This is a genomic window from Mesorhizobium sp. B4-1-4 (genome assembly GCF_006439395.2).
Lineage (GTDB): Bacteria > Pseudomonadota > Alphaproteobacteria > Rhizobiales > Rhizobiaceae > Mesorhizobium.
In genome coordinates this window covers 108,362-128,156 of record NZ_CP083950.1, presented here as the reverse complement: position 1 = coordinate 128,156, position 19,795 = coordinate 108,362, and the positions used below count along the sequence as shown (strand labels likewise).

The following is a 19,795-nucleotide window of genomic DNA, read 5'->3' as shown; positions in this document are numbered from 1 at the left end:
CGATGTGGCGCCGCTCCTTTTCCAAGTCCGGAAAGTCGTGACCGCTTTACTGCAGGCCCAACCTCCTCTTCAGTTCCGCATTCTCCTTGCGCAGACGTTCCGCAAGCAGGTTCTTCAGCCGTTTATTTTCTTCCTCGAGCGCAAGAAGATCCTTGAGCTCACCGTTGCCTGGTGCAGGTACCGCGGCCTTTTTCTTCCATTGATAATAGGTCTGCTCCGATGTGCCGGCCTGCTTGACGGCGCTCTTGAGAGTGGCACCGCCGCTGATCAACTTTTCAATTTGACCGAGCTTTTGGGTGCGCTCCTCTTCGGAGTAGACCTTGCGGCCAGGCTGCACTGATGCCGGGACATTATTGGCCTCAGTTGACGCCGGGGCACCGTTCTTACGGGCAGATGTCCTGATCTCCGTCTTTGCCTTCCGCGGACGCTGCGATTTCGTCTTCGTGTCTGTTGTCTTGGCACCTTTCGTGGCGCTCTCTACTGGTTCAGCTTGCTCAGCATCAGCCATGAGATATTCCCCTTTTTCCTTTTGGACGTGTTCAGCATTAAGGTCCACGACGTCGGAGTCAATAAGGGGGCGATTTGGCGGATCTATCTCCTCGAACTGTCTTGTCGTGTCGGCGAAAGCTGCTGAGAGATCGACATCGGCCCAAATGGAACGGTCGCGTTTTTGATAGTTGCGCTTCTGTCTGACTTCCACAACGAACGGTCGGGTCTGCTGCCTCATTTTTTTCCTTGATCGTAAGCGAGCTGGAAGGATCCGCTGTTGAAGAGCGCTGTCTCGGCCAGACGGTTCCGGATTCGGCTCGGAGCTTTAGCGGAAGAGCGCTATTGCAGGCAAGAGCACTTCAATCGTTTGTAGCTGGACAGCTTCTCGATCACGATCGCATCCAGCTCGCCGCAAGATCGCACGGGAACAGCTGTGACGGCTATGAGGGTTTGTGGGACAGGCAACGGAGCCTACCGCCAATCGAGATGAGAAGCGGGGACATCCTATGAAGCTGCGGCTCTGCTCCCGCAGCCGTTAAACTGCGCCAACCTCGGCAAGGTCCCAAGTTTTTACATAAGAACTGAAGATTCGACAGCTCTCACCGATCCGGAGATCGAGCTGACCGTGTCCAATGAAGGAGCGCTCAGCTAGCTCGCTGATATCATCAATGCGCCGATCGGTGCGGTATATTGATAACAGTAAGGGACCACCGAATTTTCTCATCATCATCGATGATTCTGCTGGATTTCTTGCGGTTGACACCTCAAACAAGCAGCCCTCGATATCCTCCATTCATGAGCCAGTGGCCCCGCCCAATGGCACGGCGGATGCGGTCGCGCAAATGATCACCGGGATCGTTCCAGTCCGCCTGGACGCGGGCGTGGCCGAAGAGCGCCATGGCAATGTCGCGATGAGGCGCTCCTGCCAATGCGCCATCGAGCGCGCGGAGCGCGAAACTCATGCGTCGATTTCGCGGCTCGACGGGAAAGTATTTGGCCGCAAGCTTTCCCTTGGCATGAAGATGATTGAGACAAGCAAGCGCATTGAGCCGCTGCCTCGTCCATTCGGTCGGAAACACAGCCTCCGTCACCAACCGGGCCGGCTCCAACAAGCTGCCTTCGGTCAGCGCCAACTGCAACTGATACCCTTCCTGCTGCAGGAGTATGTGTTGATCGCCCCCTTCCCTTTCCACCAGGACGACCGCATGACAGGACAACGCGCCGAGATCCATCGACGTGGCTGCAGCCGTAGAGATTGCAGCCACGGGCAGCACGTGGGCACACTGGCAAGGAGACCAGAAGACGCATGCTTCTGCCGCAGCTGAGCTGGCGAAAGTGAAGGCCCCATTCGGCAAGTCCGGGAAAGCCGCTCGGCAAGGAGAGAACAGAAAGCTTTGGCGCCTTTCTTGCGTGGGTCACCTGTTCGAGGGCGACCATCAGATCGCTTACAAAGGCGGCATTGCGCCTGAGGAACTCCCATGCCCAACCGCGCCTGGTAAGGCGCGCCGTGTAGCGGTAAGCTTCGTCTTCAAGCCATGCGTTAGGTCCAGCTCCGAGAGGTGTCATTGCCCGTATCCACCGTGCTGGAAACCTGGAATTGTGATGGCCGCGGATTTGCCGAAAACGGACGGAATGTCCAAAGCACGCGCTTCGCCCGTCCGAGGAGCCAACGTTAGCTATCCCAGCCGATTGCCTGGCCCGGCGCCGGAGCGTGTTGAATGTCGATCCGCACTGCGGCCAGCTGCATGCTGGCGGCCTGGACAAACGGCCCAAGCACTCGGTAGCCGAAAGTCGCGGCGTCAAACCGCGGCAGCCAATCCGGCTCGATCACAGCGGTTAGACTGGTAATGCCCAGGAGCTTGCACACCCCGGGAACTGAGCCGATCAAGTGCCTGAAAAGCCCCGTCCCGCGATGATCCTTCCTTATGAAAAATCGTGACCATTCGTGGATCTCATGGCCGCGCGGCACCGGTCCGTCGACAAGATGCGAAAAATGATCTTGGAGAAGGTGAGGTTCACTCGTCGGCAGAAACCTGTACCCGCCGACAACATGACTATTGTCGATTGCGAGCACGTAAATGGTCTGCGGTGTATCATAGGCATCGATCTCGCGCTCGTCAGGTCGGGCGAGGGCACTCCAACCGCGTTCGCCGACGAAGATTTCGTGGCGAAGCCTGTAGTGCTCCTCCAGGAATTCCTGGTGGCTAGGGTCGGTGCTGCCGGTGATGAGACGAATCATTAATGCTGTCACTCCTGTTCGGAGCGACATTCTTGGGGGGACACTCGCGCCGGCTATGGCCAGCTTTGACCATTGACGGACAGCTTCCGTTCAGCCGGCGATCTCCATCGCCCTCAAGGCCTTGGCGACAGCTTGCGAGCGCGTGGCGGAGCCCGTCTTCCGTATAGCACCGGCGATATGCTTGTTCACCGTGGAGTCGGATATGCCGATGATCCGGGAGATTTCCCAGGCCGTCTTGCCCTCGGCCACCCAGGTTAACACTTCACGTTCGCGGTCTGAGAGCGTCAGACCTTTGGGGCGGCCATGATCGGCGAGCAGCTGAAGCCTGCTCGCAAAGGTTAAAGAAAGGACGTTGACGGGTTCGAGAGCATCCTTCTCCGTGATCGGCGCTTCACCTGCCAGCGAAATGCACCCGGCCAGCGCATTGCGGACTGGAACGGGCACACACACGCCAGCCTTCAGGCCGACGTCGGCGGCTTCCATCATGATGCGATCGCCGGCAGAGCCCGGCTCGGCGGCGTGTATGCAGGCTTCCTTCCAGGTGAAGGGTGCCCTATAGACAACGGAGGCAATCGCGACCGGATCGCGCCTGATATAATCGCGCGACACATAGTGCGACATCCAATCTTCAGGCCAGAAGCGCTCCAGAATCAAGTTTTCGAAACGCTGGCCTTGGCTTGGCAACCCCGTCACGATGAAGTGGCTGAACCCGAACTGGCGAATCGCCGCGCGATAAAGGGCGACGAGCGCTTCGACGGTGGTGGCGTTAGCCAACTGCAATGCATCCTGAAACACATGCGCGATATTCATTGCCGCCGCGCTCCCCTTGCGTGAATGCCACGGAAATGATGGGAGCTTACTGATCTGCCGAGCTCATTGAAAGTGGTTTTCAGCCCCGGAAGTTGCAACCCAAGCTAAAGCCGGAAAGTATTAGCGCTGCCGCAAGCTCAGAACGGCAGCGCTTTTTAGCCATTCCTTCTATTGTGCTACAACGCGAGCGGCTCCACATTGGTCAGCAGAGGGATCTTCTGACGGCTCCTGCCCATCCCGGCGTCTCAATTGCGAAAAGACGATAAACCAAAATCGAAAGTCGTCTTCGCGACCTGCATAGCGCGCGGTGAAGGCCGCCGATGCGGCCGCGAGCGATGCCTTTGCGCCATAAAGGGCAATTGCCGCGTCGACGGCCTCGGAAGGATTGGCGAAATGCCACAGTGTCAGCCGATTTCCGCCGGCCAGTATGTCTTCGCTATCGTGTTGTTCCACGCCAAAATCTCCCGCGGGTTGCGTCCGGCGCGGGGCTGATGGGCCATCAGACCGGACGTTGATCACCCACAGAAGTGAGCCACGGTCTCGGGCATCGCCCGGACGCAGTCGTGTCGTCCCTGGTCTTGCGGTTGAGGCGCGCGTCGAGCGCCTCTTGGCGTGAGACCGACTATGCCAGATCGATGCAGCAATGACAAATCGCTGGGCGCGTTCCAAACTCGGAAAACGCCTCCGCGAAGGTGGTAATTCTACTACCTATCCCGCTGAGATCGATTGCGGTAGCGGTGAGCATTGACATGTCAGCTTTGAGCTCGGAAACCGCCAGGTGCCAGAGTCCGGAGGAAGGACGACCGCGCGCTCGTATATCATAACCCGCTCGCGTTCGAACGGGAGCAGGGCTGCCGATGGAGCCAGTTGCAATTGTCTGCTCACAAGACGCAGAACTTTACATCATCCTCGAGTACATCCTTGGTGGGGACGGGTACAAAACCGTGCTCGCTGGCAACATCCACGAGGCCGAAGAACGGACGAGGGAAAAATCGCCTGCGGCGGTCATTCTGGACTGTCGTCCTGGCGGCCTTCCAGTCGCGACCTTGTGTGCCCGGCTGAAGCAAGATCCGGCGACCCGCGCTATTGTGCTTCTCGCACTGATCGCGCCTGGTGCGGAAGACCAGCATATCACCCTTTTGAAGGCGGGCGTCGACGATAGCCTGGTGCGGCCCCTGGTGCCGGCGAAGCTGCTTGCTTCCCTGCAATCCGATCGAAGGGCGGGCGCTCGCAGTAATGTTCACAGCCACCACATTCCTACCCTCGGCGACATGGAAATGCGCCCTGATAGTTTTCGCGTGCGGCGTGGCGAAAGGGAGATCCAACTCGGGGCGATAGAATTCCGCTTGTTGCGACATCTGCTTGAGAATCAAGGCCAAGTTTTCAGCCGCGAGAACCTGATTGCGATCGCGTGGCCCACCAACATCCACGTCGATACCCGCACGGTGGACGTTCATGTGAGCCGGCTGCGCAAGTCGCTGCTAACTCTCGGATCTCGTGTGGTCATTCGAACGGTCCGGTCCGCAGGCTACATGCTTGATGACGCGAGGGATTCCTAGGCGGCGGAACGGTCGTCACGTTAGACCATCGCGGGCACTGTAAGTCTGCGACGTGCGGCGAGTTCAACACGAGCAGAACCTTTCTCGTGCGAGGCCGGACCGCCTCACAAGCATGGGATCCGCCGAATCGACCTAAAAGAATGTGAATTCCTTCATCGTATCGTTAATAGACGTTTCAGAATCTTTTAACAACAATTCATGCACAGACAATATATCTTACGCTATACCTACTTCATATCTGGCATCCTTTCACTCGATCGCAACAATTGCCTTTGCCATCGACGATAATACTTTCGAAGGAGTCCTAAATGTCCACAGAAGTATCCGCAGGAAGCACTGTGGGCGCCACGCGTTTCCGCAACACCGCCTCGGTGATCGATCGCACGCGAACCTATTTCGAAGAGGCACATCGCCGCGGGCTCATGGCCGTCTATGGCCGCTCCATACAGGAAAGGGCAGTCACACTCACGGCAGGAGAGCGTGAAGGCAACACCATCACAGATTATGTTCGTTGCTCCTATCTTGGCCTGGATAACCATCCGGCTATCGTCGCCGGCGCGATTGCCGCAGTAGAACAATACCGATCACTTCACTGGTCCTGTGCGCGGACACGACTGAACTTCGGGATCATAGGCGATCTTGAGGATACGCTTACCCAGCTCTTTGGGGCGCGGGTGATTGTGTATTCAACGGTCATGGTTGCCAACATGGGGGCGCTGCCGATCATTGCTTCAGGACATCTAACGGATGGGCAGAGACCGGTCATGGTTTTCGATCGCCTCGCCCATGCCTCCCTAGCCTTTCACAAGCCAGTCGTGGCGCAGGAGACGCAAGTCGAGACAATTCCCCACAATGACCTCGATGCTCTTGAGCAGATTTGTTGCAAGCATCCAGTTGTCGCCTATGTGTGCGACGGCGTCTATTCCATGGGAGGCTTCGCGCCGATCCCAGGGCTTTTGCGATTGCAGGACAAGTACGGCCTTTTTCTCTACATCGACGACGCACACGGAATTTCACTGTTTGGCGACAATGGCGAAGGCTTCGCACGCTCACAACTGCCCCCTGAACTGGGCGGGCGCACAATCGTAGCGGCCTCGCTCGGCAAGGGCTTCGGCGCTTCGGGTGGCATGCTCCTGCTCGGGACGGCGCATCAGGAGGCGCTGTTTCGCTGCTACTCTCTTCCCCATGCGTTCTCGGCATCTCCCAACGTCGCAGCCATCGGCGCCGCCCTCGCCTCGGCGGACATTCATCAAACGAGCGAACTCAAGCTTCGCCAAGAGCGGCTGGCCGAGCGCATCGCCTTTTTCGACAAGCGAATCGAGACCGGTCAGCGGGGTGCCGCGCTGCCAATTCGCATGATCAAGGTGGGCGACGAATTCGCGGCCATCGACTTCGCAGAGCGACTGCTGGAAGGCGGCTTCTACACATCCGTGACGTTCTTTCCGACGGTGGCTCGCGGCCAAGCAGGCATACGCATCTGCCTGACCGCAAGCCATGACCTTTCGGACCTGGAGCGGCTGTGCTGCAAGATTATGAGCGACAAACAACAGACACTTACCTCGGCCTGAGCCACGAATGACATCGATGCTGAGGAAGCACCATGTCGGCTTCCGTCGCGGCTGGTCTGGCTGAGCTTTCGACTAGCGACGTCTCGTCCGGACCACACCGGGATTATTGGGATTTCAGACCATGACCAGCGATGATCAAATCAGCATCTCCAGCCTCGCACACGAGCGTGCGAAAAAAGTCATGCCTGGGGGCAACACGCGCAGCAGCGTCTATGAGGCGCCCTTTCCCCTTTATCTGAAATCCGGAAAGGGAGCGTTTGTAACCGACGTCGACGGGAACTCCTATCTGGATTTCCAAAACAATTTCACCGCCCTGATCCATGGTTATGACCACGCGGAAGTGAATTCGGCGCTCATCGGACAAGTCGGCCGGGGGCTCAGTTTCGCAAATCCCACTGAGAGCGAGATCGATCTGGCGGAGATCCTCTGCGACAGGGTGCCCTTCTTCGAGCAAATGCGCTTCACAAACACTGGATCGGAAGCGGTGATGATGGCCATCAAGGCTGCGCGCGCAATCACCAAGCGCCCGAAAATTGCAAAGTGCGAGGGCGCCTATCACGGCAACTACGACTATGTGGAAACAAGTTTCGATCCCATTCCCGCCGACTGGCAAACCGGGTCCGCGGAGGCGAAAGCCTACAACGATGGAACGCCGGCGTCAGTCTTGGCTGAGGTGGTCGTCATTCCCTTCAACGACGTTGTTGGGACAGAGCGGGTGCTGGAGCGGCATAAGCAGACGCTGGCGTGCGTCGTCATCGACCCCCTTCCATCGCGCGCCGGGTTGGTGCCGGTCGATCCCGAGTACCTGAGCTTCCTGCGCGAGTTCACAGCCCGCCATGGAATTCTGCTGATTTCGGATGAAGTCCTGAGTTTCCGGCTGAGCTATCGCGGCGCGATTTCCACCTATGGGATCGAACCGGACCTGTGCGCGTTCGGCAAGATCGTTGGCGGCGGACTGCCCATCGGGGCCGTTGCCGGGCGGGCTGAAACCATGCAGGTGTTTGATCCAAGCCGCGGCAAGCCGCCTGTCGCTCAGGCAGGGACCTTCACCGCCAATCCACTGAGCATGGTTGCGGGGGCTGCCGCCATGCGCGCCCTGACAGAAGTTGAAGTCGAGCGGCTCAACGCTCTCGGCGCGCGACTTCGGTGCGAACTTAACCGAGTACTCGCCGCCTCCGATATAAGAGGGAATGTCACCGGAGCCGGCTCCCTTTTCTGCGTTTTCATCAGCGACAGGGAAGTAAAAGATTACGCGAGTGCCTATCACGCCTGGCAGCAGAGGCAGCTCCTCTCCCGGTTGATGTCGCTTTGCCGCGACGAAGGAGTCCTCCTTTCGCGCATCGGCCTGGGTGCGCTTTCAACCCCCATGACGGAGACCGAGATCACCATGCTGGCCGTCCAGTTTGGTCGAGCTTTGGCCAGGCTTGCCGAGAAAACACCGTCCGCCGCTGTTGCGTGAGGCAGGAGAATGCTGCCATGAAGAGCGCCTCTGGTATCGTGAGCGATCGGTCACCGCTTCTTGCCTATCTCCTGCTCGCTGCCGTTTCAATCTGGTGGGCGGGCTCCTATCTTCTTATCAAGATTGCCGTTCTTGATGTGCCTCCGGCGACCCTTGCCACGGCGAGACTCCTCATCGCTTCCGCAGCGCTGCTCGTCTGGTTGAGGCTGACCAAAGTAGGTTTTCTTCCGCTCGATCTCAGCTCAGGGGTCCGGTACGTCCAAATAGCGCTGTTCGGCCACGCTCTGCCTCTTTATCTGATTGCATGGGCATCCGAGACCGTGCGAGTAAGCGAAATGGCGATCCTGGTCGCCACTACCCCTCTGTTCGCGGTGCTCTTTGCCCATTTCGCCCAGCGCGAGTGGCCGTCAAGGGGTACGGTCTTCGGTCTGTTGGTAGGCTTTGTTGGTCTTAGTGCACTTCTAGGCCATTCCGCAGGTTTCACGTTCCATGCGGGCCGAGGCACGGTACCGCTTTTGGCCCTTTTGGGAGCAGCCGCGAGCTATGCACTGTCCGGTCGCGCAGTGGCCCGGCTGCAGGACGCAAATGCGCTCGTGACTGGAACAGCGGTCATGATTTGCGCAATTCCGATGCTGCTGCCGCTAAGCCTTGCCTTCGAGCGACCCTGGACGATCGCCCCGAGTGCGCAGGCCCTCGCAGCCCTTCTGCTGCTGGGTGTCATGTCCACAGCAGTGGTCTACGTCGTCTACTATCGATTGATAGGGCTGAGCGGGCCAACCTTTGCCAGCATGCATCATTACCTCGTGCCGGCTCTAAGCATTATACTAAGCGCAGTATTTGCAAACGAAAGACTGACTTTAAGCCAGGTGACGCTCATCGCTCCGGTAGTCGCGAGCATTGTTATTGGCCGTGGATTGATATCCCGGAAGCTATGACAGGCCTTTAAGGAGAACGACGATGCTTGCTCTTGAAACGCCGCGACTTTTCATTCGTCCCCTGGCCATGTCGGACCTTGAGGACGTTCATCGCCTGCACACCGATCCCCTTGTCGTGCGAGCGCTGTTTTCCGGGGAGCCTCCGTCGCGCGAGGACACGCAGGAAAAGATGGAGCGATATGTCCGGGATTGGCGGCAGAACGGCTTTGGCTTTTTCGGTGTGTTGCTGAAAGGAAGCTCACAGGACAGAAGCGAGTTCGCGGGCCGCGCGGGCCTACGCTGCTTCGAGAATACGGCGGATGTCGAGTATGGCCTTTGCCTGTTCGGGCATGTTGCTGGCCGAGGGGTCGGTCCAGAACTCGGCGGGGCAATCCTGCGCTATGCCTTCGAGGACCTCCATCTGGAACGAGTGGTCGCGCTGATCCGGCCAGAGAACGAACGGGCTATTCGCGCGGCCGAAAAGATCGGATTCGCGCACGTCGAAGACAGACAATACGGCAACCGCATGAAGGGCTTCTACGAGGTGCGCCCGAGCCAGTGCGGCATCGATTGCCAAAGCGGCGGACCCAGAACAGATGCGTGTTAACGCGGGGCGCTCGATGGCTTTCAATTCCTCTAACACGGAGAGAACTATGAACATCTTGATGGAGGACAAAGGTATCCCAGACCACGAGAAACACCTTTGCGATCTCGTCGTTCACAACGCGCTGCTTCTGACGGTCGATGAAACAGACAAGGTGATTGCGAATGGCGCCATCGCGGTTCATGACGGATCAATTGTTGCCGTGGGGGCCACTCGGGACATCCTTTGCGGCTACAATTCCCGCCAAACCCTCGACGCCGGCGGAGGGATCGTGCATCCCGGCTTCATCGACGCCCACGTCCATATTTCCCAATACACCTCGCGTAGCGTCCTTTCCTCCATGCAGGGAACGCGTATCACAATGGGCGACTGGAAGAGCGCGCTGACTGCGGAAGATGAATATGCAAGCGCCGCCCTGGCGGCCGTCGATTATTTGAAGAGCGGCTACACTGGCTTCGTCGACCCGGGCACGATCTTTACGCCGGATGCGGTCGCCCCAGTCGCGGATGAATTCGGCATTCGCATCTGGCTCACCGATCCCTATGTCGCCGACGCCGGGCTCGAGCTCAAGAAGCACTTCCCAGAGCTTGTCAGCGATTCGTTTCTTGCGCTGTGGCCAAAAAATCGGGACGAAGCCTTCCGCCGCCTGGGCTCGCAGCTATTTCGCAACCAGAGCCAGAACAGCCTCGTCAGAGCCTTTGTCGGCTTATACGGCGAGGGTACCGACTCCGAAGAGCTATTTCGTGCCGCCTTCGAATTGGCCCGTGAGCATGGCGTTCAGATGCAGGAGCACCTGGGCTACGCACCTCTACTATACCGCCAGCGGGAATCGGCGCTCGGGGCCAGCCTGATGCAGCACATGAGCAATCAGGGGTTCCTCGACAGCCACGTCACGTTTGTGCACATGAATGCGGTTCATCCCGGCGACGTTCAACTCTTGGCAGCGCATGGCGTCGGCGTCGTTTGGTGCCCCTACGGGCAGTTGCAGATGCTTGGCCGCGGCGGCGCCGAAGGCCGAATGGTGGAGTTGCATCGTGCCGGCGTGAAGGTCGGCATCGCAAGCGACATTCCTCGCGCCGTTCACTTCAGTGCGCTCGGTACACTGGCTACCGTCACGGCGGCGGCAACGGGGTTGGCAGTTTCTGGTCTGGAGATCCTGCACATGCGCACACTTGGAGCCGCAGGAACCGTGGGCGCCGCGTCGGAGCTTGGCAGCCTCGAGATCGGCAAGAAAGCCGATTTCGTTGTCCGCCGGCCGGACGTGTCTGAAAACCTGGGGCGTGATCCGGCACTGGAATTCGCGGTCATCGCCGACGCCAGCACCATCGATTCCGTATTCGTTGATGGCAAGTGCGTGGTGAAGCATGGCGAAGTGCTGAAGGCCGACACGCTCGCCGTGGTTGCGCGCGCCCATCAATCAGTGCGAGGCCTTGCCGCCCGCCTGGACCTGACCCGTCACTGAATCTCGCTCAACGTCATGGTAGATCGTACATTCGACACACGAGGTCTGCGAGGGGCCCTCCCCAGGCGGTGTCACGAATGGCTGTTCAGCAAACTGAGCAGGCTCCGAGTGACAAGGCCGCTCTCGCCTGTTTTGTTCAACAAAACACACGACTTGGCTAACATCATGAGAGGAGGTAATATGGCGAAGACGCCGAGAATGCGGTCGTCGTCGACTGCTCCGCAACAGCGACACGCCGAGATCGTCAAGGTCAGCGATACGTCGGCTAATCGTCGATACCTGAACATCCAGAGCACGCCCCGCCTTGCGAAAGCTCCCACGCCCGGCCGCGGCCGGCGCGTTTCCTGTTCACCTTCGAGGAGATCGACGGCCGCTGGCTGATCGGAGGGCATCACTCCTCACGCCTTTCGGAGGGGCTTTGACCGCTCATATTAATTCCGAACATTTTTGCGCCGATGAGTTCCGGCGGGATGCGGAGAGAGGCTTTCTCGCTGAACTTCTCGGTCGTACCCTAGTATCCAGGGGCTTTTGATAATGCCGGCATTTGGCCGTACATTATACCGAACAGGAGAATGGCTATGGCTCAGGCACAAAGACAAGAGAGTGTCCCAGCAGCTCGCAGGCGAGGTGAGCGGCTTGAAGCCCGCGTGACGGCGGAACAGAAGGCTTTGATCGAACACGCCGCAGCTCTCGAAGGGCGCAGCATCACCGATTTCGTGCTGGCGAGCGTCCAGGACGCCGCGAAACGCGCCATTGCCGAGCATGAAGTAATCCAGCTCAGTGTCAGGGACTCCCAAGCGTTTGTGGAGGCGCTCCTCAATCCGCGCGAACCCGACAAGCGGATGCAGGAACGTGTGGCGAACTATAAGGCGCTGATCGGCGACCACTAGACGTGTGCGACACCGCAAGGCCTATCATTGAGCTTCTCGACACGACGCGGCAAGATCGTTCGGCGTTCTCTTGCGGCGTCGAGGCGCTAGATCGTTATCTACATTCGCAGGCTGGCCAGGATGCACGCCGACGCGTAGCGGCTTCCTATGTGCTGCTGGAGCCTCCCTGCCCCAACGTCGTCGGCTTCTACACACTTTCGAACATATCTATCCGGGCTACGGAACTGCCGGCGGCGTTTGTCAAGAAGCTGCCGCGCTATCCGGTCTTACCGGCCACGCTGCTCGGCCGGCTAGCGGTCGACGCGGGGCGGCGGGGCGGTGGATTTGGAACGGTTCTTCTTCTCGATGCCCTCCGACGTTGCCTTCGAAGTGAGACAGCCTCCCTGGCGGTCGTGGTAGACGCGAAGGATGATGCAGCGATCTCGTTTTGCGAGCGGCATGAGCTTCTTCGGATACCAAATCAGGCCAAGCGCCTCTTCAAGCCGATGGCAGAGATCGAAAAACTATTCGGAATGCCGGGATCATAAGGCTGGACTCTGATTTTAAATGACGCCTATCAGATCCAGCCTGATTTCGGCGCAAGGCGGGGTCTGGAGGCCGCTTACGCAGTCTCCTCTCGGGACGGTCGGGTGAAGGCGAGGATGTGGTCAGTGGCGGCGGATGCCGCCGAAGCTGCCGTGAAGATGGCCTTCTTGTCCTGTTTGAGGATCTTGACCCATTCGGCAATGTATTGCGCGTGGCCCAGACACGGCGTGGAAGCGAGCTTCATTTCAGCACAGCTGTAGGAAGCTGAAAGTTCCGCGATATATCCTGATGGTCAAGCAACAAAGATACTTGCGGAGCCGAAGCTGGCAACGTTAATCCATCAGCGCTTTGCGAAATCGATGGGTTGATACGGCGAACCTTCGGTTGATTCCGCTTGGAACCCAGAGGGCATCTTCGAATGTCTGAACGAGCCTCCAACCTTGGTCTTGCGGCAAGACGGCGTGCTCGAAGCGGAGCTTCTTCGTACGGCAGGTAACGCCCCGAGCTGAACGCTTTTACCAACGGCATGAACAAGCTCACAGGAACATCGATCCAGACATCAAGCTCGGCTTCTGACTGAGGTCAGTATTCGATGCTGAAGCAGCCCTTCGCTCGCTCCGTAGCTTTCCAACCAGAACACTTGCTCGCCGACCTGATGATCAGCTGCCTTTCGGGAACAAGGACAAGCTCGGCAGGCAAGCTCTCTTGCTGCAAATGATTGATGTTCGGTTAGCGCTCTCGTCTCTCAGCCTCCGGCGCATGAAGCATCGCTGAAGACTGTGTGAGCGCGAATTCATACGGATCGGGACGCTTCTGGAGTTCGGTACAGAACAATGCGTCCCGTCGGAACCAGTTGGGAAAGAAAGTCGAATTCCCGGATGTTTCCCGTAAGCACGCTCGCACCCAATTGCCGCGCCTGCAGGAAAACTAGAGCGTCGTTGACGAACTTGCGTTCATGACCTTCGCCTTTTGGCAAATTGCTCATTCGGAAAAGCAGGCCAGCGAGGATGCCGGCTTGCCCCCAGATTTCAGTATCGGGAGCATGAAGCCGATGCTCCGGTATATCCGCGAGCGTCCCGTGGATCGTTTTCAGAACGGTCTTCGTTGAGATATGCTTCGGATCCAGTCGACCGAATGCGTGTGTCAGCTCGGAAAGGCAAACAGCCGAGTGATGGCACAGCCGATAAGTCAGAAGCCTATCGACCTCCGCGGGCGATCGGCCCTGCAGAACATCCAGATAAACGGTGGTGTCCAGAAACAATGGACCGCCAATAGTCGGCTCGTCGTCAATCCATGGCAGATCGTCATCGGCCCGACGAGCGAGTGTCCCTTGGCGTCTGTGTGGTTTGAGTGATCGGAGGGTTTCGGCGAGATCAAATCCCAAGGTCGATGTCCGAGGGAATGCTACCCTTCCGCTTGACGAGACGAGCCCCGAAATCATCCTCCAGCGCCAACCGCGACAGCGCAAGCTCCAACAATTCGGTGTCCGAAGCGACGTGGGCGCGCTTTTTGGCCGCGTCGATCAGCTCCGACGGTACACGTCCCGACAAACGCGTATTTTTTGCAGTGCCAAGGAGGCCAACAGCCCTCGCCTGCTCGAGGACGAGCTTGTTGCGGGTCAACGCAACCTTTGCTTCGTTGTCCGTGGCAGAATGGATTTGAGCGCCCATGCCAAACTCCTATGTTGAACGTAACATAATTTACGTTCAACATAAATACAAGAGCACTTGAGGGAACGCCGCGGTCGTCGCGGACGCCAGCATCGTAGACTCCGTGTTCGTTGCCGAGAAGTGCGTGGTAGGCCTCAGGACGCCCGCCCTGGTTGCGCGCCCCCATCAGTTGGTGCGTAGCCTCGCCGCCGGCCTGCACCTTGGTTGACCAGCTCAGGCGCGAAGGCCTATCCTAGACGCAAGCGCGCGCGCCGACCGGTGGGCTCCGGCAATGACGGCGCGCTCATCCAAGTAGACGACCCGACCGCTTTTGACGACCTGGCGGCCGCCCACGAACACCGCCTCCACAGCATTGCGGCCGCCGATCACTCCCAGTTCGAGCCCCGGATCGAAGCCGAAATTCACCGAGGCGCTCGGGCACCGCACCACGAAATCAGCGCGCTTGCCGATTTCGAGGCTTCCAAGCTCACTGTCGGCGCCGATGGTTGCCGCGGCGCCGATTGTGCGCATGCGCAGAATTTCGCGCGGCGTTGCCGGCTGGCCCGACGCTGCTGACGCAGACGCGGCCAAGGTGCCAAGCGCGTCGAAATCCGCAACGCGGGGAATGTCGCTTGCGATGCCGACACCCACTCCCGATCGGTGGAGGTCTACCATGCGCGCCTGCGCACCCGGCTGACCGAGCATCTGCAATTGGCCCCAGGGACACCAGACCACGCGCACGCCATGCTTCGCCAGAAGGGAAATTTCGTCTTCGCGCACCAAATTCATGTGAACGAAGGTGACATTGGGATCCAGAAAGCCGCGTTCCTCGAACCAGCTTAGCAGTGGCTGGCCCAGCGTCCTCTCCCGCTTGAGCTGAAAGGCCGGAAGATATCCCAGATGCTCTTGCAACCGCACACCGTGATCTCGGGCCAGGTTCAGCGCGGCTTCGTAGAGTTCGGATGAATCGGTCGCCTCGCCATAGAGTCCGATAAAGGCTTTCACCAGGCTGTCCTGGTTCCTGTTGCGGAAAAGCTGGGACCCCAGTCGCTTTAGCGCTTCATCGGTATTTCGCGGCCAGCGGGCGAGAAAACTCTCACTGACGAGCTCGGGTAAATTCGCTGCCAGCGCCTCACCGCCATCGGCTACATAAGGGTCGGTGAGCCAGATGCGAATGCCGGCTTGATCCGCGACGGCCGCGACCGCGTCCGGCGCAAAGATCGTGCCGGGATCGACAAAACCCGTATAGCCGCACTGCAGGTAGTCCAGAGCAGCCAAAAGGGCGCTAGCGTGCTCGTCCTCCGGCGTCAGCTCGCCTTTCCAGTGCCCCATGGTTACGGATGTTCCTTCCATCAAGGGCAAGACGCTACGCGCCGTGTACTGGGAAACATGAACGTGCGCGTCGATGAACCCCGGATGGATGATACCGCCGACCGCATCAAACAATTGATCTGAGGTGTAGCAGGCGAAGATCTTCTCCTGCTGGTCAAGCGCGATAATGCGTCCATTTCGGATGGCAAGAGCGCCGCCCGCGACGACGCGGCTATCGGCGTCCACCGTAAGGATCGCGCCATTGTGGACAATGAGGTCACAGTGTTGCGACCTGTTCGATGCCAGGGAGGTGGCTGTTGCAAAGGGCATGGCAAGGTTCCCTAAATAACGGTAGCGATGTAAAAGAAAGCGCTGAGGGACTATGGCGGCGTGAATTCACCACCGTTGATGTCGAGTACCGCGCCGTTCAGGAAGTCGGCATCGGGCGCCACCAAGAAAGCAACGGCTCGGGCGATGTCCTCTGCTCGACCCAGACGGCCGATGGGGATGCGCGCAAGACTCTCCTTGTTGACGAGCGTATCTGTCGGACCAGTCATTTCCGTGACGATGCGACCGGGAGTAATCGTGTTGGCCGTGATGCCGAACTGGGAGTATTCGCTGACGATTGACCGAGCGATACCGACGAGCCCGCTTTTGGACACGCTATAGGCCGCGCCGGCTATTCGGGGCATCGTTCGACCGGCCAGGGAACCAATGAAGACGATGCGCCCGTATCTTCGTTCGGCCATGGCAGGCAGAACGCATTGACAGCAAACCAGCGCACCGGTGAGATTGATCGCCAGCACTTCGTGCCAGTCGGCAAGGTCGATTTCTTGTAAGGGAACCCGTCCGCCGTTGCGTTTCGGCGAGAATCCAGCATTGCAAACGAGGATGGACGGCGCTGGCCAGTGCGCCTCAAGATCGCCGAAGAAGCGACGCACGGCCTCTGGGTCACGCAGGTCGACCGCTGCCGATCTTATTCGATCGCCCCCGTAGACCCCGGCCAGGGTGCGAGTTGCAGCCTCGACCCGTTCCGGCTGATGACTGAAGAAGGCGACACGATAACCTGCCCGCAGAAGCGCGTCGGCACTTGCAAGGCCGATGCCGCTCGAGCCGCCGGTGATCACCGCAACCGGTGTCTCCTCGCCCAGCTCGGTCATTAAGCATCCTCCGCCAGAGCAGGAGATGGTTCGCAGGAATCGAGCTTTCCATCATACAAAGACAACGGCGGATGGGCGTCGGGATCCGTCATGATATCGATCAACCAGGGCTCCTCCGAAGCAAGGGCTGTTTGAAGCGCAGGCAGAACCTCCTCCGCGTTCTCGACTCGGAAGGCTTTGCAACCACAAGCCCTGGCAAGGGCTGCATGGTCGACAGGCGCAAAATGGCAAGCGCTGGTGTATCGTCCAAACTTCACGGTTTCAGCGTCTTTTTGATATCCGAGAACGCCGTTGTTCAGGACGATGACGGTGACCGCGATGCCGAGGCGCACCATTGTTTCAAGTTCCGCCCATGAGTGAGCAAAGCCGCCATCGCCAACGAGGGCGACAACTGGAGCATCAGGGTTGGCCAGTTTGGCACCAATGGCCAGGGGTAGTCCCCAACCGAGACCGGCCAGGCCACGCGGAGTCAGGAAGCGCTGCCCCGCTTCAAGGGCCGTGAGTTGGCCGGCCACCCACATGGAAGAGTAGCTGGCATCGGCAACCACCGTCATGTTGGGCGCAAGCGAGCGCTGAAGATCGATCATGATGCGCTCGGGTCGAAGCACCGCCGGATGGCAGGCCAAGATCCTCCCGCGAGCGGCTTCGAAAGCAACCCGCATCTGCGCGATCTTTCGCTCCAATTGATCGCGTTGCACCAGGCGATGTGACAGGTCGTACTGACCCAGCGTCTCGGTGAGGGCTGTAATCGTTTCTGCTGCATCGCCGACAAGGCGCAGTGCCTCATAGTTGCGACCGATTTCCGTTGGGTCGACATCGACGTGGATGATCCGCGCTGACTGCGGAATGGAGCGCCAACTGTCCGTCCCGTTTTGATTGGTGCGCGTACCGACAAGCAGGATCACATCCGCTTCTTCCAGAAGCCGCCTTGAGTGGCGCCCCATCGATCCTGGGCCGGTGAGAGGACCAAGGACGCCGAGCGAAAGCGGATGCGTTTCATTAACCGCACCTTTGCCCATGGGCGTCGTCATCACCGGTAGGTGCGCCACTTCCTGCATGCGAGCAAGCGCCTGCGGTGCTCCAGTCGTCAGGGCCCCGCCGCCGGCCATGACGATCGGTTGGCGTGCCTGTGCCAGCAATTTGGCTGCAGCCGAGATTTCCCGGTCGCCCGGTCGCGATCTGTCAATTGGCCACGCTCCAAGCATCGCTGTGCGTGGATGCCGGGATTCGGGCACCTCCTCCCGCAACAAATCCGCCGGCAGCAATAGCACCGCGGGGCCGGGCCTACCGCTTCCTGCCGCGGTAAAGGCCGCGTCGACGTAGTCGTCCACGCGGTCCGCCGTGATGAGACGCCTGACCCATTTGGCGCAGGGTTGGAACAGGGCGATATGATCAAGCTCCTGGAAGGCATTGCGATCGAAGTGCGGTCTCTCCACCTCTTGGACCAGCGCTACGATCGGCACGCTGGCCTTCAGCGCTTCGGCCAACGGAGGAACCAGCAACGTTGCGGCCGGGCCGTTCTGAGCCGCAACGACGGAGGTGCGGCCAGATCGACGCGCATATCCATCCGCCATTGCGCCGCCCATATTCTCCTGGCGGTATGCAATCTGCCGTATGCCGATCGCTTCGGCTGCGAGAATGACCGCCGAGGGAAGGCTTTGTGCGAAAATGAGCTCGACGCCATGGCGCTTCAATGCCCGGGCGATACGCTCGGCGACGGTTTCGAGGGCCACGGACATCAGACTATCTCCTCAAGGAGGCCGGAGTGTTGCGCGAGGAATGCTTCAAAGACGCTTGCGATCGCATTGATCTCCGGTTCGCCCATGGGTGTCGAAAGACATGCCGCGGCACCGCTGGGCAGAATGATTCCATGGCGGGCAAAAAACCGGGACAACTGCTTGTTGAAATTCGCTTCCGCTGAGCTGCAATAGGCTTCGCGAAACTCCCGCGGAGGCGTCGGTTTTGGATGGATCCGGAACAGCGAAGCAGCCCCAGTTATGCTGAGCGGTGCGTTCGCACGCGAGATCGCGCTCACCAAGAGCTTGCACAGATTGCTTCCCAGCGTTTCAAGCCGTGCAAAGGCGGCCTGATCAAGCGACGCCATCGCAGCGTAGCCGGCCACCATTGAGATCGGATTTGCCGAAAAGGTTCCTCCTTGCGAAAGCAGTGGACGACCGCGGCAGGCGTCAAACACGGCCATGATCTCACCCGATCCGCCAACCGCGCCAATCGGAAACCCGCCTCCAATAATCTTGCCCAACGCAAACAGATCCGGCTCAAGACCATAGCGTGCCGAAGCGCCGCAATAATCCTGACGAAAATTGAGGACCTCGTCGCTAATGACGAGGATCCCATGCTTGCGTGCCGTTTCCTGCAACGCAGAAAGGAACTCAGGCTCTGGCGCGACCAGACCGGCACGGCTGGGCATGGGATCGATAAGTATGGCTGCGATCTCGCCGGCGCGCCGGCTCAAGAGTTCGCGCGCTCCCATCGGATCGTTGAACCGAAGCACCACCACCTCATCCAGTACCGAGGCCGGCACGCCGTGGTAATACGGAGTCGCAGCAGGCTGATCCGGCGGACCCCAGTTTTCCGGCGTACTTGCCTGCGCCACTTCCGCCCAATCATAGGCGCCGTGATAGGCGCCTTCTATCTTGGCGATACAGGTCCTGCCCGTGAAGGCACGAGCCGCTTTGACGGCGAACATGACGGCTTCCGTGCCTGTATTGACAAAGCGAATGCGCTCAAGCCTTGGCACGCGTTCGCACAACAGCGAGGCAAGTTCGACCTCCGCCTCCGTAGGGTTGGCAAAGCAGCTGCCATTCCTCATTTGCCTCTCGACGGCGGCAATCACGGGTTCGAACGCGTGTCCGTGAATGAGCGTGGTGAAATTTGCGTTGAGGTCGAGAAAGCGCCTCCCATCGACGTCGACAACATAAGCACCCTCCCCACGCAAAACGTAGCGAGGGGCTGGGTCCCGGTCGATCGTGACGCGCGTCGTTCCATCGGGAAAGACAGAACAGGCGCGTTCAAACAACGCTTGCGAGCGCTGTCCCGCCGAGAATTCGGCTGGTTGAGAATTTTGCAAATGGTCTGGAATCGGGATCACGCCTCACCTCCATGATTGTGGCCGCGACTGCGCGCACCACCAAGGCA

21 protein-coding genes and 1 pseudogene are annotated in these 19,795 nt (G+C 59.2%); 8 read left to right on the top strand and 14 right to left on the bottom strand.

All coding sequences use genetic code 11. The features are described from left to right. Nucleotides 1–46: 46 nt before the first annotated feature. The 6 genes and pseudogenes from FJW03_RS00605 to FJW03_RS00580 all read right to left on the bottom strand — a co-directional run bounded on the left by FJW03_RS00605 (nt 47) and on the right by FJW03_RS00580 (nt 3,991). A complete protein-coding gene (locus tag FJW03_RS00605; protein ID WP_181173204.1) occupies nt 47–727 on the bottom strand; it encodes a transposase in 681 nt (226 codons plus the stop codon). Nucleotides 728–1,253: 526 nt separating this feature from the next. Next, nucleotides 1,254–1,721: a DUF2285 domain-containing protein gene (locus FJW03_RS00600; RefSeq protein ID WP_140762340.1), complete on the bottom strand. Its 468-nt coding sequence runs from the start codon at nt 1,719–1,721 to the stop codon at nt 1,254–1,256. Between the two features lie 157 nt (nt 1,722–1,878). Then, a pseudogene (locus tag FJW03_RS30285) lies at nt 1,879–2,055 on the bottom strand (transcriptional regulator domain-containing protein); the annotation flags it as partial. Nucleotides 2,056–2,161: 106 nt separating this feature from the next. Next, nucleotides 2,162–2,728 carry an acyl-homoserine-lactone synthase gene (locus FJW03_RS00590; RefSeq protein ID WP_181173203.1) on the bottom strand — a complete coding sequence of 189 codons (567 nt, stop codon included), beginning with the start codon at nt 2,726–2,728 and terminating at the stop codon, nt 2,162–2,164. 90 nt (nt 2,729–2,818) lie between these two features. Further along, nucleotides 2,819–3,538, bottom strand: coding sequence for a helix-turn-helix transcriptional regulator (locus FJW03_RS00585; protein WP_140762334.1), 720 nt, complete (start codon nt 3,536–3,538; stop codon nt 2,819–2,821). A 168-nt stretch (nt 3,539–3,706) separates the two neighbouring features. After that, complete coding sequence (locus FJW03_RS00580; RefSeq protein ID WP_140762331.1) at nt 3,707–3,991, bottom strand: hypothetical protein; 285 nt, start codon at nt 3,989–3,991, stop codon at nt 3,707–3,709. Nucleotides 3,992–4,395: 404 nt separating this feature from the next. On the opposite strand from FJW03_RS00580, the gene FJW03_RS00575 reads away from it, so the two are divergent. The 6 genes from FJW03_RS00575 to FJW03_RS00550 all read left to right on the top strand — a co-directional run bounded on the left by FJW03_RS00575 (nt 4,396) and on the right by FJW03_RS00550 (nt 11,104). Next, complete coding sequence (locus FJW03_RS00575) at nt 4,396–5,097, top strand: response regulator transcription factor (RefSeq protein WP_140762327.1); 702 nt, start codon at nt 4,396–4,398, stop codon at nt 5,095–5,097. Between the two features lie 308 nt (nt 5,098–5,405). Continuing rightward, the gene (locus FJW03_RS00570) at nt 5,406–6,665 is read left to right on the top strand and encodes an aminotransferase class I/II-fold pyridoxal phosphate-dependent enzyme (protein WP_140762324.1); all 1,260 of its coding nucleotides are present in this window, start codon (nt 5,406–5,408) and stop codon (nt 6,663–6,665) included. Between the two features lie 121 nt (nt 6,666–6,786). Further along, on the top strand, nt 6,787–8,124 hold the full coding sequence (locus FJW03_RS00565) for an aspartate aminotransferase family protein (protein ID WP_140762321.1): 1,338 nt from the start codon (nt 6,787–6,789) through the stop codon (nt 8,122–8,124). Between the two features lie 17 nt (nt 8,125–8,141). Beyond that, nucleotides 8,142–9,059, top strand: coding sequence for a DMT family transporter (locus FJW03_RS00560; RefSeq protein WP_140762318.1), 918 nt, complete (start codon nt 8,142–8,144; stop codon nt 9,057–9,059). A gap of 22 nt (nt 9,060–9,081) precedes the next feature. Beyond that, on the top strand, nt 9,082–9,645 hold the full coding sequence (locus FJW03_RS00555) for a GNAT family N-acetyltransferase (RefSeq protein WP_140762315.1): 564 nt from the start codon (nt 9,082–9,084) through the stop codon (nt 9,643–9,645). Between the two features lie 46 nt (nt 9,646–9,691). Continuing rightward, nucleotides 9,692–11,104: an amidohydrolase family protein gene (locus FJW03_RS00550; RefSeq protein WP_181173202.1), complete on the top strand. Its 1,413-nt coding sequence runs from the start codon at nt 9,692–9,694 to the stop codon at nt 11,102–11,104. On the opposite strand, the gene FJW03_RS30280 is transcribed toward FJW03_RS00550, so the two are convergent. Beyond that, nucleotides 11,060–11,395, bottom strand: a complete 336-nt coding sequence (locus FJW03_RS30280) for a hypothetical protein (RefSeq protein ID WP_413466524.1) — start codon at nt 11,393–11,395, stop codon at nt 11,060–11,062. The genes FJW03_RS00550 and FJW03_RS30280 overlap by 45 nt on opposite strands. 287 nt (nt 11,396–11,682) lie before the next feature. On the opposite strand from FJW03_RS30280, the gene FJW03_RS00545 reads away from it, so the two are divergent. After that, complete coding sequence (locus tag FJW03_RS00545; protein WP_140762309.1) at nt 11,683–11,994, top strand: DUF1778 domain-containing protein; 312 nt, start codon at nt 11,683–11,685, stop codon at nt 11,992–11,994. 2 nt (nt 11,995–11,996) lie between these two features. Further along, a complete protein-coding gene (locus FJW03_RS00540; protein WP_140762306.1) occupies nt 11,997–12,521 on the top strand; it encodes a GNAT family N-acetyltransferase in 525 nt (174 codons plus the stop codon). A gap of 74 nt (nt 12,522–12,595) precedes the next feature. Here FJW03_RS00540 and FJW03_RS00535 read toward each other — a convergent pair whose 3' ends face one another. From FJW03_RS00535 to FJW03_RS00505, 7 genes are all read right to left on the bottom strand, one after another. Further along, nucleotides 12,596–12,799 carry a zincin-like metallopeptidase domain-containing protein gene (locus FJW03_RS00535; protein WP_140762303.1) on the bottom strand — a complete coding sequence of 68 codons (204 nt, stop codon included), beginning with the start codon at nt 12,797–12,799 and terminating at the stop codon, nt 12,596–12,598. 513 nt (nt 12,800–13,312) lie between these two features. After that, a complete protein-coding gene (locus FJW03_RS00530) occupies nt 13,313–13,903 on the bottom strand; it encodes a type II toxin-antitoxin system VapC family toxin (RefSeq protein WP_140762300.1) in 591 nt (196 codons plus the stop codon). After that, the gene (locus tag FJW03_RS00525; protein ID WP_140762297.1) at nt 13,893–14,189 is read right to left on the bottom strand and encodes a hypothetical protein; all 297 of its coding nucleotides are present in this window, start codon (nt 14,187–14,189) and stop codon (nt 13,893–13,895) included. The genes FJW03_RS00530 and FJW03_RS00525 overlap by 11 nt, the downstream gene beginning before the upstream one ends. Nucleotides 14,190–14,402: 213 nt before the next feature. Beyond that, complete coding sequence (locus tag FJW03_RS00520) at nt 14,403–15,809, bottom strand: amidohydrolase family protein (RefSeq protein WP_140762294.1); 1,407 nt, start codon at nt 15,807–15,809, stop codon at nt 14,403–14,405. Nucleotides 15,810–15,859: 50 nt separating this feature from the next. After that, nucleotides 15,860–16,639, bottom strand: a complete 780-nt coding sequence (locus FJW03_RS00515) for an SDR family NAD(P)-dependent oxidoreductase (RefSeq protein WP_140762290.1) — start codon at nt 16,637–16,639, stop codon at nt 15,860–15,862. Continuing rightward, nucleotides 16,639–18,378 carry an acetolactate synthase catalytic subunit gene (locus tag FJW03_RS00510; protein WP_140762287.1) on the bottom strand — a complete coding sequence of 580 codons (1,740 nt, stop codon included), beginning with the start codon at nt 18,376–18,378 and terminating at the stop codon, nt 16,639–16,641. Before FJW03_RS00510 ends, FJW03_RS00515 begins: the two co-directional genes overlap by 1 nt. Further along, nucleotides 18,378–19,748, bottom strand: a complete 1,371-nt coding sequence (locus FJW03_RS00505; protein WP_413466451.1) for an aspartate aminotransferase family protein — start codon at nt 19,746–19,748, stop codon at nt 18,378–18,380. The genes FJW03_RS00510 and FJW03_RS00505 overlap by 1 nt, the downstream gene beginning before the upstream one ends. Between the last annotated feature and the right edge of the window lie 47 nt (nt 19,749–19,795).